This window comes from Niveibacterium terrae (genome assembly GCF_048213115.1).
Lineage (GTDB): Bacteria > Pseudomonadota > Gammaproteobacteria > Burkholderiales > Rhodocyclaceae > Niveibacterium > Niveibacterium terrae.
Genome location: NZ_CP172404.1, coordinates 819,439 through 833,874 on the forward strand (window position 1 = coordinate 819,439; position 14,436 = coordinate 833,874).

General features: G+C 64.2%; 12 protein-coding genes. 6 read left to right on the forward strand and 6 right to left on the reverse strand.

What is annotated here, in order from left to right; genetic code table 11:
- Positions 1 to 2: 2 nt before the first annotated feature.
- Together ACHFB9_RS03830 and ACHFB9_RS03835 are read right to left on the reverse strand one after the other, a co-directional pair.
- The gene (locus tag ACHFB9_RS03830) at positions 3 to 1,856 is read right to left on the reverse strand and encodes an Hsp70 family protein (RefSeq protein ID WP_417069657.1); all 1,854 of its coding nucleotides are present in this window, start codon (positions 1,854 to 1,856) and stop codon (positions 3 to 5) included.
- Positions 1,853 to 2,392, reverse strand: coding sequence for a DUF2760 domain-containing protein (locus ACHFB9_RS03835; protein ID WP_417069658.1), 540 nt, complete (start codon positions 2,390 to 2,392; stop codon positions 1,853 to 1,855). The genes ACHFB9_RS03830 and ACHFB9_RS03835 overlap by 4 nt, the downstream gene beginning before the upstream one ends.
- 383 nt (positions 2,393 to 2,775) lie before the next feature.
- Here ACHFB9_RS03835 and ACHFB9_RS03840 point away from each other — a divergent pair, with 383 nt between their 5' ends.
- Entirely contained in the window at positions 2,776 to 3,363 is a 588-nt protein-coding gene (locus ACHFB9_RS03840) for a tetratricopeptide repeat protein (RefSeq protein ID WP_417069659.1), read from the forward strand.
- A gap of 82 nt (positions 3,364 to 3,445) precedes the next feature.
- On the opposite strand, the gene ACHFB9_RS03845 is transcribed toward ACHFB9_RS03840, so the two are convergent.
- The gene (locus tag ACHFB9_RS03845) at positions 3,446 to 3,787 is read right to left on the reverse strand and encodes a hypothetical protein (protein ID WP_417069660.1); all 342 of its coding nucleotides are present in this window, start codon (positions 3,785 to 3,787) and stop codon (positions 3,446 to 3,448) included.
- A gap of 49 nt (positions 3,788 to 3,836) precedes the next feature.
- On the opposite strand from ACHFB9_RS03845, the gene ACHFB9_RS03850 reads away from it, so the two are divergent.
- Positions 3,837 to 4,259 (forward strand): hypothetical protein, encoded by a 423-nt coding sequence (locus ACHFB9_RS03850; RefSeq protein ID WP_417069661.1) that lies wholly within the window; start codon positions 3,837 to 3,839, stop codon positions 4,257 to 4,259.
- Between the two features lie 64 nt (positions 4,260 to 4,323).
- Here the strand turns inward: ACHFB9_RS03850 and ACHFB9_RS03855 are convergent, their stop codons facing one another.
- Positions 4,324 to 5,289, reverse strand: a complete 966-nt coding sequence (locus ACHFB9_RS03855) for a dienelactone hydrolase family protein (RefSeq protein WP_417069662.1) — start codon at positions 5,287 to 5,289, stop codon at positions 4,324 to 4,326.
- Positions 5,290 to 5,578: 289 nt separating this feature from the next.
- Here ACHFB9_RS03855 and ACHFB9_RS03860 point away from each other — a divergent pair, with 289 nt between their 5' ends.
- Complete coding sequence (locus ACHFB9_RS03860; protein WP_417069663.1) at positions 5,579 to 6,460, forward strand: fructosamine kinase family protein; 882 nt, start codon at positions 5,579 to 5,581, stop codon at positions 6,458 to 6,460.
- 43 nt (positions 6,461 to 6,503) lie between these two features.
- Here the strand turns inward: ACHFB9_RS03860 and ACHFB9_RS03865 are convergent, their stop codons facing one another.
- A complete protein-coding gene (locus tag ACHFB9_RS03865) occupies positions 6,504 to 8,774 on the reverse strand; it encodes a hypothetical protein (protein WP_417069664.1) in 2,271 nt (756 codons plus the stop codon).
- Positions 8,775 to 8,899: 125 nt separating this feature from the next.
- A complete protein-coding gene (locus tag ACHFB9_RS03870) occupies positions 8,900 to 9,931 on the reverse strand; it encodes an SDR family oxidoreductase (RefSeq protein ID WP_417069665.1) in 1,032 nt (343 codons plus the stop codon).
- Positions 9,932 to 10,023: 92 nt separating this feature from the next.
- On the opposite strand from ACHFB9_RS03870, the gene ACHFB9_RS03875 reads away from it, so the two are divergent.
- The 3 genes from ACHFB9_RS03875 to ACHFB9_RS03885 all read left to right on the forward strand — a co-directional run bounded on the left by ACHFB9_RS03875 (position 10,024) and on the right by ACHFB9_RS03885 (position 14,394).
- Entirely contained in the window at positions 10,024 to 10,608 is a 585-nt protein-coding gene (locus ACHFB9_RS03875) for a TetR/AcrR family transcriptional regulator (protein WP_417069666.1), read from the forward strand.
- 475 nt (positions 10,609 to 11,083) lie between these two features.
- Entirely contained in the window at positions 11,084 to 11,881 is a 798-nt protein-coding gene (locus ACHFB9_RS03880) for an RluA family pseudouridine synthase (RefSeq protein WP_417071329.1), read from the forward strand.
- Between the two features lie 776 nt (positions 11,882 to 12,657).
- A complete protein-coding gene (locus ACHFB9_RS03885) occupies positions 12,658 to 14,394 on the forward strand; it encodes a ShlB/FhaC/HecB family hemolysin secretion/activation protein (RefSeq protein ID WP_417069667.1) in 1,737 nt (578 codons plus the stop codon).
- The last annotated feature ends 42 nt before the right edge of the window (positions 14,395 to 14,436 follow it).

Genomic DNA, 14,436 nt, shown 5'->3' on the forward strand with positions numbered 1-14,436 from the left:
GCTCAAGCCCGGGTCTGGCTCTCGCCGCGCACATCGAACTGGACGCTCCAGCGGTCCGAACCGTCGTGGGCCAGGGCTTCGAGTTCCAATGTTCCGGCCTCGGTTATGCGCGCGTGCAGCCTGACGCGGACGATCTCGCCGGCCTGGCGGCCCTGGGCGGGCAGGCTCAGCGTTATTTCTTCGAGCTCCTGCAGCTCATCCGGTGACCAGAAATCGAGCAGGGTGCCGACCTTGTCCTGGCGCCGCACCGAAGAGCCGAAGAAGCGGAAATGCACTTCTTCGCCGACGACGAGTCCGAATTCCTGTTCGGGCAGAGCGGCTTCGCTGCCTTCCTCCATCCCGAACGGGGCCAGGCACAGGGCCTGGATCGGTGCGGCCAGGCCGGGGATCGCCGGCATCGCCGATTCCACCGCGATGTAATAGGCCTGGGCCGTGCCGCCGTGGATGCGGACTCCCTTGCCCCGCTTCATGTAGCCGAAATAGGCGGCGCCGCGTGCGACCGCGAGATCGAGGTCGGCGCCGCGGAGCAGCCGGGCCGGTGCCGCGCCTTCACTGGCGAGCCAGCCGTCGAGGAGGGTCTGCACGCGTTCGGCGAGCAGCGCGGATTTGAGCACGCCGCCATTGAACAGGATCGCGGTCGGATGCAGGAAGCTGCCGCCCGTCTGGGCGAAGCCTTCGAGCTCCGCGGTTGCGCCGCTCTGGCGGGTCAGGAAGGCGGCGATGTGCCGCGTGATCGCGGCATCCTGGGCATAGGGCAGACCCAGCTGGGTCAGTCCGGAGCGCGCGCGGCTCGCCGGTTGATCCGAGACGGTCGCGTGCGGGAAGAAGCCTTCGAGCAGGCTCTTCGTGATCTCGTCGCGCGTGAGCTCGGTGCGCAGCGAACCCGCGATCAGTTTCGAACCCCGGCTCGGCACGACGATGGGCACGGCTGCGAGCGACTCGTCAGTGAGCAGCGCTTCCTTGGCACCCCGGCAGGCGTGGGCGAGCGCGCGGGTCTGCCACGGATCGAGCGGTTTGCCCTGGGCGGCGAGTTTCCCGGCGACGCCAAAAGCGAGCGCCAGATCCATGTTGTCGCCACCGAGCAGGATGTGGTTGCCGACCGCGACCCGGTGCAGTTCGAGCTGACCCTCCTTTTCGAGCACCGCGATCAAGGACAGGTCGGTCGTGCCGCCACCGATGTCGACGACCAGGATCACGTCGCCGCGGCGGACCTGCCTGCGCCAGTCGCCGCCGCTGCGCGCGATCCAGCTGTAGAGCGCCGCCTGGGGCTCTTCGAGCAGCGTCAGCTGCTGGAATCCGGCGGCCCGGGCGGCCTCGGCGCTCAGCTCGCGCGCGGCCGGATCGAAGGACGCCGGGATCGTGACGATGACGTCCTGCTCGGCGAGTGGCGCTTCGGGGTGGGCGCTGTCCCAGGCCGAGCGCAGATGTTCGAGATAGCGCGTCGAGGCGGCGAGCGGCGAGATCCGCTCGACTTCGGCCGGCGCGTCGGTGGGCAGCAGCGCGGAGCGACGGTCCACGCCGGGATGGCAGAGCCAGCTCTTCGCGCTGGAGACCAGACGGATCGGCGTTGCACTGCCGCGCTGCCGCGCGAACTCGCCGACCGCGAAGTCCTGATGCGATGCCCAGGGCAGCTTCAGGTCTCCCGGCGCCAGTTCGCTCGGATGGGGCTGGTAGAGGAAGGAGGGCAGCAGCTCCTGCTCTTCGACGGCGCCAGGGGCGGTCAGCTGAGGGATCTTCAGCACGCCCTGGGCGATCTTCTCGTCGTCGCTGGCCGAGACCTCGACCCAGGACAGCGCGCAGTGGGTCGTGCCCAGGTCGATGCCGATCGTGTAAGGGGCTTGGGAGGCTTCGCTCACAGTTCGACCTCCGCCTGGGCGAGGATGGACGGATCGTGGCTCCCGGTGAGCCGGGGCAGGCGGCTCGCGGTGACGCGCCAGCCGCGGTGGCCGAGGCTGCCGGCGAAGGGCGGCTCGCCGACGACATTGCCGGTGAGGCGGATGGCCGCGGCATCGAAGCCGGCGGCGAGCGTGATCCGGCTGCCCTCGGCCTCGGGGCGCACCGGCGCGAGCTCGAAGTGCTCGGTCAGCACCCGTCTGCAGCCCTCGTGGACGAGGCGCGCGGCGGCGCCGATGTCGGCATCGGAATAGGCCGCGACGTCCTCGGCGATGAAGTCGATGAAGCGCGCCTCGCGCTGCAGAAGCCCGAGCAGCTGCAAGGCTGCGGAGTTGTCCTGGGCCTTGGGCTCGGCGGGTGCCGGGGCGGGAGAGGGTTTTTCCGTGCCGGCTTCGAGGCGCGCGACGGCGGCCGCAAAATCCGGCCGGGAAAGGATAGTGAAGAAGCTGCTGAACGCGAGCGCGAGGCGGCTCGGCAGCGAAGGTTTCGTCGGGGCCATCACAGAGTCCTGTTGTTCGGTGGGGGGGCTGAGCCAGCCTGGGCAGGAGGGCTGGCGACGAAAAATATAAGCGAAGCCGGCTTTGCGGAGGCGCAGAAAGGCGGCCCGGGTGTGGAAGATTGAAGCAGGCGGCGCAAACGGCTGTGAGCCAGGAGCGCGAAGGGGCGAAGCCTTTGCTTAAGGCAGCCTTGGCAGGGAGGCGGTAAAGGACGACAATCTTTATGGCCGCGAGGAGCGGTCAGCGGAAAAACCGGGTGCAGGCCTTCAGATGTTCTTTGTCGGGTGACGAGATGATTCGCAAAACACTATTCGCCGTTTTTGTTCTTCTTTTCGCAGCCAGTGCGAGTGCCAATGAGTATGGGAATTACGACGCCAAGCGTCTGATGGGCGCAACCGAGACGCCTTCGGGGAAGAAGTTCAGCTTCAACGGTGCTTATCTCGACCAGATCATCAATGACCTCTCGGCTCATGCGAAGAATTACCCGGCGCAGTTCGACTCTCCGCAGGACAAGCAGAGAGCGATTCAGGACGTCAAGACTGTCTCGGGGATGCTGGACATCCTGACCAATGTTCCGAATCCCAACCCGGCCATCCTGGTCCGCGCCGCCTATCTGAACAGCATCGGGCACAACCTCGAGATCGCCGGCTCCGCGCAAAAGGCCGACGCGCTGTTCCGCAAGCTGCTCGCCGCCCAGCCCGCCGATCCCCGGGGCAACTATATGTACGGGACTTTCCTGTCCGGCGCGGGCAAGCCCGGAGAAGCGCTGCCCTATCTGGAGAAAGCGCTGTCGGCCGGCGTCAGCGATGCCGCCTACACGATAGCGATGACTCATCTGGCCCTCGGCGAAAAAGAGCTGGCACTGAAAAGCCTCGCTGACTACAAGCGGAGCAACCCGGGGGATGCGGACACCGACAAGCTGATCGAAGCCATCCGCAGCGGAAAGATCGAGCTGAAGAAGAATCCTGGTTGAGGTGTGGCGAGGAAGCGCAGTGCGGTCAAGGTGTCCCGGTAGGTGATGATCGGCACTTGTGGGCAGCCTGCGTCGCTCCAGATCAGATTGATGAGATCCCTTTTTGCGTTTCTGTATTCAGGCGCATAGACGACATGTTTTTGGTGAAAGGGCGCTGTTCATAGGGACCGAACTCCGGCCCGGTCCTTGACTGGATGATCGATATCAGCTCGTCGTAGTCGCTGTTGCGGATGGCATCGCTTCTCGTGTTCGGATAGCGAATGATGCCGATATTGGCGGCTTTTCGAACTTCCGATGACCCGATAGCGGCGATTCGTTCGTCCTTGGCGGGGGGGCGTCGACGGGTGACAATCCTTTTGGCTGCGAGGTGGTGGTGCGTCACGCCTTTCAGTCGGCCATTTCGATGGTGGAATTGAGGAGCCATGTCGGCGCTCTCCTTCGAGGGCCGATCCTGCCAAGCATAAGGAGCTTCCGTGAAATATTTGTGCGTCGGTCTTTTCCTGCTGAGCTTTCTGGCTCCCGCGGCGAGTTTCGCCGAGCCTCTGCGCGACGATCATCCTCTGATCGGAGAGTGGAAGCTCACGCTGCCGGGCGGGGCCTGCGAAGAGATCTATCGGATACACAAGGACGGAACCATGCGAGTCAGCAGCGCAGAGGAAGAGTCCGAATCCGTCTTCAGGATTTCTGACCGCTTCAGCGCCAACGGTTACTTCCGGTGGGACGACAAGGTCGTCAAAAGCAATGGCAAGAAGGATTGCACCGGCGAGGCGACTCCGGTCGGAGATGAGGCAACGAACTACATTTTCCTTGACCCCTCCTGGAAGATGTTTCTGCTCTGCAGTGAAGAGAAGCTGACTCATTGCATCGGTCCCTTCATCAAGATCAAGGGACTGTGAGCCGGGGCGACAGGGCAAATGATCGACGGGAGGGCGTTGAATCAGCTTCGTGTTGCGTTTGTCCTCAGAGCCTGTGTTTGAAGAAGCGCACGATTCGGTCGCGTGATTCGTAGGCCTTCTCGACGTTGGGCTGAATATCGACTCGGGCCGACGCGTCATACCTGTCCGCGCCCAGATGGCCGAATGGATCGTAGGCTTTGACCGGAATCTGCAACCTGTCCCAGGCGTGGCAGACGCCGTGGACCGGATCGCGGTAGGTCACCACTTCGACCTTCTGCCTCTCTTCGGGGATCAGGCTGGCCCTGAGTTTCTGGCAGGGGCCAACGCCGATGTCGTAATCGTCCTTGTCGCCGATCTGGATCAGGATCGGCGCCCCGGTCAGCGGGTTGTTGGCATGGCGGCCGAACTCTGAGTTGGGGACATTCGGATTGTTGTAGCCGAAGCAGACCGGGTAGTTCGCGGCATGGGCCTTGAAGCGGAGCGTTCCCCCGAAATTCGCGGCGACGTTCTCGGTCGCCGAGGCCATCGCCATCACACCCCCCCACGAGAAGCCCAGCACGCCGATGCGCTGAGGATCGATGTCGGGACGGCTGGCGAGATAGCGCAGCGCGGAGAAGGTGTCCGGGTAGGTGATGATCGGCACCTGCGGGCGGTTGGTCAGCCCGACGACTCCGCGCGCTTCCCACATGTCGATCTGCAGCGTCGCGATACCGGCCGCATTGAGCGCTTCGGCATGGAAGTCACCGCGCGAATCGACGCCCGACGAGCCGTGCAAGATCACGACCGCCGGGAAGCGGCGCTGCGAGCCGCGCTCGGCTGCCGGAAGGCTCAGCTTGCCCTTCAAGGTGAGAAGACCCTTGTATTCGACCGGAGGCGTTTTCAGAGGGTTATAGGCCAGATTAGGGGATTGCATCTCGACGAAGCTGAGCACCGGCCGCGCTGCGTGTCGGGCTGACATTTCGTTGTCGGCGCGCGAGACGCTGGGCATCGTGGCCAGCAGAGCGGCAAGCAGAAGTGTTGAGTGGCGCATTTCGCAGGACTCCCGTTCGATTGAGGAGATCGATCGCGACTACCCGACCGGCATGCGAATCAGCGTAGATGACGAATGGATGGATGCAAAGGAAAGCCGGGGTGGCGGTGCAGGCCGCGAACGAGTTTGGGCATTCCTCGCCCCGTCACAGAAGGACAAGTGATGCCGTGCGGTCTGTGGTGCTGATCGGGGCTGCCGACTTCGCGCTTCGTCAAAATCGGCGTGTCCCGGGGCGTTCCGGACGGCGGCGCGTGTTATGTTTTGTGGAACCCGTGGAGGTGGACAGGAAATGGCGGAGGGACAGACCCCGAAGGTGTTGAGTCGCGAGCTTCTCGAACGGATCGGCCGCGCAATCGATCTCCGGATAGACCGTGCCGAATACCTGACGAGCGGGGCCGCGAATCACGTCTTCCGGCTGCATTCGGGCCGAGGCAGTGTCATCGCGAAGCTGTCGATGACCGACAAGACCGATCTGTTCGCGCGCGAGGCGCACGCGCTGCGCCATCTCGCGGCGACCGGCACCGTCCCCGTGCCCGAAGTCCTGCTCGCGACGCCCGACTATCTGATCCTCGAGGACCTGGGCGACGAAGACAAGGAGCTGCCGGATTCGCGCTGGCGCGAGTTCGGCGCCCGGGTCGGCTGCCTGCACCAAGTCCATGCGGAGCGCTTCGGCTACGAGCACGACAACTACATCGGGATCTGGACGCAGAGAAATCCGTGGACCGCGGACTGGGTCGATTTCTTCCACGCGAACCGCGTCCTCTGTTTTCTCGACTCGGGGGCGAACCGGCAGGTGCTGACGCGGCAGGACAGGGACGGAATCGAGACGCTCTTCGCGCGGATCCGTTCGCTGATCCCCGAGCAGAAACCCTCTCTTTGCCACGGCGATCTGTGGATCAACAATGTGCTGCGTGCCCGGAGCGGAAAGATCCATCTGATCGATCCGGCGATCCACTACGGCCTGCCCGAAGCGGATCTGGCGATGACGCAGATGTACGGCCTCTTCCCCGAGGCCTTCTACGAAGGCTACAGGGAAGCCCACCCTCTGCTGCCGGACTGGAAGGAGAGGCTGCCGCTCTATCAGCTCAAGGAGCTCGTGCTGATGATCGCGCAGTTCTCGCACGCCGAGTCGCTGCAGAGCCTGCGCGCGCTGATCCGCCGCTTCGCCTGAAGCGCAGGCCCCGAAGCTGCGGGCTCGGGGCCTGGCGCGTCGCTCACTTCTTGCCGGCGGCTTCGGTCGTCGCGGCCTTGCCCTTTCCGATGGCCTTCGCCGCCTCGCCCGAGCCGGGGACGATGGCGTCCGCGAGCGCCGATTTGACGGCATCGCTGGTGATGACTTTCTCGAAGGCATCGAGCACCTTGGTCTGCAGCTGGACCGCACGATCGCCGGCCTTGTTGGCTTCCTCGGCGCTCAGGTCCGCGAGCTTTTCGGCGAGCTTGGCGGCTTGTTCGAGGCCGCCCATGTTGCGGAACATGTCGCCCTTGCCGAGCTGGGTCAGCAGCTGTTCGATATGCGAGATGTCGGCGAGCTTGTCGGCGCGCAGCTGGGCCAGGCTGGCGGCGAAATCCTGGGGCTTCAGATCCATGCCATGCGTTCGATCGCGAGACACCAGATCGGCGATCTTGGGCGGCAGCAGCGGGATCTTGTTGTCGGGATCGCTCCAGCCGGCGAAACGCTTGTCGATCAGCTCGGCGGCAAGCCCCTGGCCCAGGATGGCTTCCGAGAAGATGCCCGAGGTCGGCAGGCAGACCTCGTGTTTGATCGCGCCGCCGTCTTCGTCCAGCCCCTCGGTGTCGGGTGTCGTCGCCGCTTCGTGCCGGGTCAGGTGTTTCTGTGCGAACGCTTCGCGCGCCGCATAACCGGCTTCCGTCTTCGGAAAACCCCAGCAAAAGGCGAGATAGTTGCCATAGACGCCGACCGGTTGCGGATCGACCAGCGAGGAGAGCGGCTGCGCGGGCGAGTCTCCGGATTCCGGGATCGTGAAGCCCTGCAGGATGCGGTGGATGCGGTAGGAACTCATCCTGAGCCACAGCTGCTGGCTCAGGAAAGTGCGGTGGCGGTTGAAGATCTCGCCGACCGGGATCCGGTAGCCGGCGATCCTGGCTTCATGCTCTTCGATTCGTTTGCGCATCTGTTCGGCCGCGGATTCTATCTGCGGCAGATCCTTGCTCTGGCCAGCGAGGGCCGCCCATTTCGCGCGGATCTCGTCGAGCGCGCGCGTGCTGTCGGCGATCTCCGCCTTGCTGTGCGAGACGATCCCCTCCATCAGGCTTTTCTGGTGCTCGGTCTGCCTGGGGCTTACGAGCTTCCTGAGTCCTTTGCTGAAATCCTCCAGCTCCTGGGTTTTGATTCTGAGGCCGCGCTCACCCTGTGACAGACTTTCCTTGGCCTCTTCCAGCCGTTTCTGCGCCGCGTCGAACTCCTGGGCCAGCTTCAGCGCGTCCTGCATCGTGCTCTTCTCGTGCGCATAGGCGGCGATGGCCTGGCTGGCCGCCTCCTGCTGACCCTGGGCGCGGTTCAGGTGTTCGATCATTTCGGTTGCCCCGAACTCGCGGAACAGCGCGAGCAGTTCGGCCTGGTGCGCGATGATGACGCCGCTCTTCTCGAAGTCCAGCGGCACCATCGGGATGAACAGGCAGCGTTCCCAGGAGTCGAGCCGGGTTCTGACCTCGTAGGCTTGCAGCACTTCGAAGAACAGCACGTTCAGCGTGTGGCGGCGGTTGTAATTGGCGAGGATGCGCGAGCTCGTGGTCTCGGTCTCCTGTTCCGTCACTTCGCGGACGACCGACTGTCGCCGCGAGCGCAGCGCGTGTGAGGCTTCGGCCGTGTGCTGGGCGATCGAGTTCGTCGATTCCGCGGCGAGGTTGCGGCTGCCGCTGCTGAACTGGGCCGTCATCGAGCTGCTGCTCGCCGATGCGGCGGAGGCCGACGCGAACCAGAACGATCCGCCGGCCTGAACGCTCGATGACCTCGCCTGAACCGACGAGCTGCCGGATTGTGTCTCGGTGGCGACCGCTTTCTGTACCTCGTTGACCGCGCGGTTCTGCTCGGCCTCGTTGCTGACGGCTTCGGCCTGCTCGCTGATCTCGCTGCTGCTGCCGGTCGTCGTGCGTTCCCAGCGCGTCACCGCGATCTGGGTCACTTCGCCCGGCGCGAGGCAGATCGACTGCAGCAGGTTGCCGAGCGCGAGACCTTTCTGGCGCCAGGACTGCTTGTGGACGGTCAGCATGCCCACCGCGGGGCGGGTCGTTGCTTCGTCGGGCAGGCATCTGTCGTCGAAGGGATCGATCGGTTCCTTGAGCGGCTGCAGCTCATCCTGGCCGCCGCCCAGGCTTTCGAGGAAGAACAGCGAGCGGTAATAGGCCGGCTCGCGGTTGTCGATTTTGTCCAGCGAGGGAATCAGGCTGTCCGGAGTCGCTGATTCCTCGCGCGGCGCATCGGTCGGGGTCTTGCCTGCCGAGACGCGTTCTGTTTCGGTGCCCATGCTGACCTCCTCTGCTGGAGCTGTTCACCCGCCCGGGGCGAATCGCTCTTGAGTATCGTCCGGATCCGGATTCCTGCCAGCTTTCTTTCTGAAGCCCGGATTCCCGCTGCAGAGGAGGACGGATCTCAGAGACGACCGTGTGCGATCAGGCTCGTTACCGTCGCGGCGAGCGTTTCCTCGGCGGGGCGGGGCACCCAGCCGAGCAGCCGTTTCGCCTTGTCCGCGCTGACACTGCGGTCGCGGCTCAGCTCGCCGGTGATCAGCCTGATCGTCGGATCGAAATGCGCGAGGATGCGTACGAGCCAGTCCGGGGCAACCCGTCTGGGGATCTTGCCTGAGCGTTCGGGGAAGCGTTCGCGCAGGATCTCGGCCACTTCCTTGAGCCACAGGAAGCGGCCGCCGGCGATGAAGCGCTGGCCGGCTGCTTCGGGGGTGACCATCGCGCGCAAGTGTGCGTCGGCGACGTCCCGGACATCGACGAGCGCGATGCCGAAGCGGGGCAGGGCCGCGAACTCCCCGCCGAACAGTTTGCGCACCACATCGACCGAAGTGCCGGGGGCACCGCCCAGCAGCGGGCCGAGGATCATCGCCGGATTGATCACGGCGAGCTCCAGTCCGGTCTGGCGTGAAAAATCCCAGGCGGCCTGCTCGGCGAGGGTCTTGGACTTGTAGTAGGGTGTCGCCTGCGGGCCGTCGACGTCGGTCCAGTCCTCCTCAGTGAAGGGCGCCTTGCCCGGTCCGTAGTTGGTCGCCGCGATCGACGAAGTCAGCACGACCCGGCGCACGCCGGCCGCGTGCGCGGCTCTCAACACGCGCAGCGTGCCTTCCCGGGCGGGGCGGATCAGCTCATCCTCGCTCTTGGGCAGTGCGGACGGGAAGGGCGACGCGGTGTGGATCAGAGTGTCGCAGCCCGCCGCTGCCGCGGCCCAGCCTTCGTCGCGGAGCAGGTCGGCTTCAAACAGCTGCAGCTTCCCGGTGTCGGCGCCCGCGGCGCGCAGGCTCTCTTCGACTTCCGCGCCACGCGCGAGCGAGCGCAGCGTGCCGCGTACGCTATAGCCTTTTTGCAGCAGCTGCTGTGCGACGTGGCGGGCCAGGAAGCCGCTGATGCCGGTGACGAGCACCGTCGTGTCCTGAGGGGCTTTGACTTCGGGTTCCATCGGATTCTCCATGAGTTGTCAGATGGACAAATATGATCCAAGTGTCCATTTGGACACTTTGACTCTCTCTGTCCAGAGTGTCAAGATGGCTGATGGCTTCAAACGACCAGAAAACCCGACTGATCCAGGATGCTGCGATCGCGCTGTTCTCGCGCTACGGCTTCCGCAAGACGGCGATGCTGGACATCGCCCGCGCGGCGGGCATCTCGCGCGCCTCGCTCTATCTCTCCTTCTGCAGCAAGGAAGAGGTTTTCCGCTCGGTCTCGATCCGGCTGCACGAGGCGGCGATGGCCGAGGTCGAGGCGGCTTTCGCCGGCGCGGGCGGCGCGCTGGAGCGGATCGAACGCGCGCTCTCGGCCTTCATGCTCGGCCTGACCGCGCCGATCATGCAGAGCCCTCACGGGCAGGAACTCGTCGATGCGAACACGGCGCTGGCGGCCGACATCACCGGCGCCGCGAAGGCCCGCCTGCTGGAAGGCGTCTCCCGCGAACTCGCGCGTGCCGCCGGGGCCGGCGAGATCGGGCTCGCCGCGCTAGGCGTGAGCTCAGATGAGCTCGCGCGGATGATCGTCAGCGCCGCGGACGGCTTCAAGCACGCCGGAGCGCCCGTCGCCAGCGACCATCCCGCCCAGCTCGCTCTGCTGATGCGCCTGTTGGCCCGCGCGCTGGTGACGTGAGGGCTGCGTCGGAGGGCATGCGGTCGCTCATGATCAAAAGGAAAAGCCAACCCCGTGAGGTTGGCTTTTCAGGTTTGGATGGCCCCCCGAGAGTCGAACTCGGCACCAACGGATTATGAGTTGGGGCGGAGCCCCTTAAGTTATTGATAAATAACGAAAATGTTGCGAAGCTGGGCGAAGTGGAATGCTTTGTAAATTCAGTGCTTTAGCGCTGTTTCGCGCAATTTTTCGAAGCTGACAGGTGTACCGCGGGTGTACCGAAAACAGCAATGCTGATGGCATGTTCTGCCCTTGCCTACTCACTCGTGACAGCCCTGCTGGTCGTTGCTGACCTCTATCGGTGGTCCTGACCGTCGCATGGCGCCCCTGTTCCGGTCCTGCCCAATCTGACTGGATGAGTCCTGAGCAGCGGTTGCGTTCTCCTCTGCGCAACCGTTGTGCGGTACCTTCTCGGTCAATACGGCCGTTGACGCTGATGAATCAAGTGGCCGGTTTAGTACTGAATCCCGACATCTGCCCTTGGTTCTCTGTCAGCAGAATCTCGGATAGCCAAACAATTCAGGCGCATTCGGGATTCAGTGAGCAGCTCGATGAGACAATCCGCGCCATGGCATCTACTCCCTACCGTCCGCCCGAGCACCACGGTCTGGCCGTGCTCTATCTCTCGGATCAGCTGATCGTCGTCGACAAACCCAGTGGCTTGCTGAGTGTGCCGGGGCGCCAACCCGGCAAGGAAGACTGCCTGTCGCGTCGGGTACAGGCCGAGTTCTCCGACGCGATGATCGTTCATCGCCTGGACATGGGCACCTCGGGCATCGTCGTCATGGCGCGCGGCGCCAAGGCGCAGCGGGAACTCAGTCGCCAGTTTCAGGAACGCAGGGTGCGAAAGAACTATCAGGCCCTGGTCGATGGGTGCTGGAGCGTTGCCGCCACCGGTGAGATCGAATTGCCCATCGGCGTGGATCAGGAAAACCCACCCAAGCAGAAAGTCGATCACGCCACGGGCCGGCCGTGCCTGACGCGCTATTGCGTACTTGATGGCGCTGCCGTGCCTGGGGTTTCGCGCATCGCGCTGGAGCCCATCACCGGGCGTTTGCACCAGTTGCGGGTTCACATGGAAGCGATGGGGCATCCCATCATTGGCGACGATTTCTACGGCACTCCGGCATCCTGCGCCAAGGCTGAGCGTCTGATGTTGCACGCCTGCCTGATCGAATTCGAGCATCCCAAAACGGGGACACTGCTGCGTGTTGAATGCCCGCCGCCCTTCTGATCGTAGCTATCCGTCCCTCCGTCGGCTTCCAGAACGTTGGCTTTCCTAAGTAACGAAAGACGGGACCCGACCCTGTACGGAGGTTGAGCCTCGTTGCTGTGAGCGGCGAAAATTGAACGCAGCGGTCGTTCAACACGGGGGCGGGCTATCGGCCTTGGCGGTCATACGGCGCCGAGGAGAACTGACCGTGGACGTCAGCTAACGAGCACCGAGGCACTCATCGGCATCCATCCAGAAGCAGCCGCTCGCTACGACGAGACAAGCAGTCAGTGAACGCTGTTGTGGACTCTCCCCAACGACGAGCGCACGGCGGTTAGCCATGATAGCTGTCATCCGACCAGCGGCGATTTTTAGGGCTGTTCTCCAAGCCGAACCTGACCGTCGAGCTTCTCAGATGTGCTCCGATGGCCTGTGCCAGCTTTCCCCTGTCTCGCTTCTACGAAACAGCCGACTCTGGTCTCCAGTCGCCATCCACTTCCCAGAAAATGCTAGGCTCCTGCCGGTTCCGGCCCGGTCTTCGGCTTTGCCCACGGACTCTCTAGGATCAGCGCGTCGGGGGATCTCAGACGACGGGCATTGAGCTGTCGCTGTGTTCAGATTTCTGGCGTCGGTTCTGCATGAAGCAGCACTATGCAAACTCTGGGGTTCAGTTCGTGTTGAATGGGCCGTTAAGCCCCGAACCCCCCACTGAATGTGATACTGGCCTGCTGCGCGAGCAATCCGTTGCTGCTGCTGGTGGAAACCTATCGACCCCTTCTTCACGCACGGTCCCGTCCATGACTTCACTCTTTGTTGCGAATCCCTGGCCTTCTGCGAAGAGCGTGCCTGCTTGCGTTAGTCCGGCTGTCAGGCTGCTGGCGCTGGCTGCCGTGCTGTCCTGTTTGGCGCCTTTGGCGCGCGCGCAAGCGCTTCCCGCACGACTGCCGCCTGGCGCTGAACCCGGCCGTGAGTCGCCGCGGCCGGCGATGCCACAGCCGGCGCTTGAGGCGCCACAGGTTACGGTGCCGCAAAGTTCTGCGGTTGAGGTGCCTCCTGGCGCAAAAGACCTGCGCTTCGTTCTGAAGGACTTCGCTGTTGAGGGCGCAACGGCCTTTTCCGCTGACGTGCTGCAGCCGCTCTACGCCGGATTGGTGGGCCGCGAGGTGTCGGTGGCGGAGGTCTTCGAAGCCGCGAACGCGCTTGAATTGCTGTATCGCAACGCGGGCTACGTCACCTCGCGGGTGATCGTGCCGCAGCAGACGGTTGAAGGCGGTCGATTCCGGGTGGTGGTGGTGGAAGGCTTCATCGCCGACATCGTCTTTCAGGACGACATCGGCCCGGCGCGGGTGGCAGTAGAGAAGCTGATGAATGGCCTGCGCAACCTGCGGCCGATCAGCATCGCAGAGATCGAACGTCGCCTGCTGCTGGCGAACGATCTGCATGGGCTGACTGTGAGTGGCACGCTGGAGCCTTCGCCGGACAAGCAAGGCGGCTCGGTCATCGTGGTCCGCAGCGCCCGCAAGGTGATCGATGGCGGCCTACTGCTCGATAGCCGGATCTCGCCTTACTTTGGCGACGGCAAGGTTGGCGGCAACTTTGCCTGGAACGCGATTGGCGAGCGCGCTGACCACGTCTGGCTGACTGCCAGCTCATCCCTGGCGGTGGGCGGCAGCGCTGACATTAACGCCGGCTACGACGCGCAAATCGCCGATAACGGGACTTCGGTGAGCCTTGCCGGCGCTTACTCCCGCTCCGAGCCTGGGCGCGAATTGAAAGCGCTCGACGTGCAGAGCCAGGTCACCAGCTTGCTGGGGACGGTGGCTGTGCCGCTGATTCGATCGCGTGGCGAGAACCTGCGCGCGGTGGCCCAATTCGAGGCGCGGGATGTGGATACCGACATGGCCGGCGAGGCCTTCACGCGCGATCGCCTGCGCATCCTGCGCGCGGGCCTCAGCTACGACCTGTCTGATAGCTGGAACGGCATCACTGCGATACGCGGCATGCTGCACCAGGGTTTGTCGGGGCTCGGTGCGTCGTCCGACGGCGATGCGCTGGCCTCGCGCCCCAAAGGTCACAGCGATTTCACCAAAATCACCCTGGATCTTACTCGTCTGCAGCAAGTCACCGAGCGCGTCAGCTTGCTGGCCAGCCTGAGCGGCCAGTTCAGTGCGATGCGGCTGCTCGCAAGCGAAGAGTTCAGCCTGGGGGGCGCGAACTTTGGCCGTGCCTTCAACGACGGCGAGATCACGGCGGACAACGGCATCGCGGCATCACTGGAACTGCGCTATGTGGTGGTGGGGTTGCCGCGCAATGTGCAGCTCTATGGCTTCGTCGATGGCGGCCGCATCTGGGCCGCACAGGGCGGCGAAACGCCAGCGCAGGCCTCGCTTGCGTCCTTCGGCGGCGGTGTGCGTGCCAGCCTCAGCGGCACGCTGTTCGCCACGCTGGAACTGGCCAAGCCGATCGACCCGATCGTGAGTACGCAAGGAGACAAGGATGTCCGCGCGTTCTTGTCCATCCAGGCGCAGTTCTAGGCGTCGTAGTTACTACTAACGCCCACCGAATCCGTCGCGACA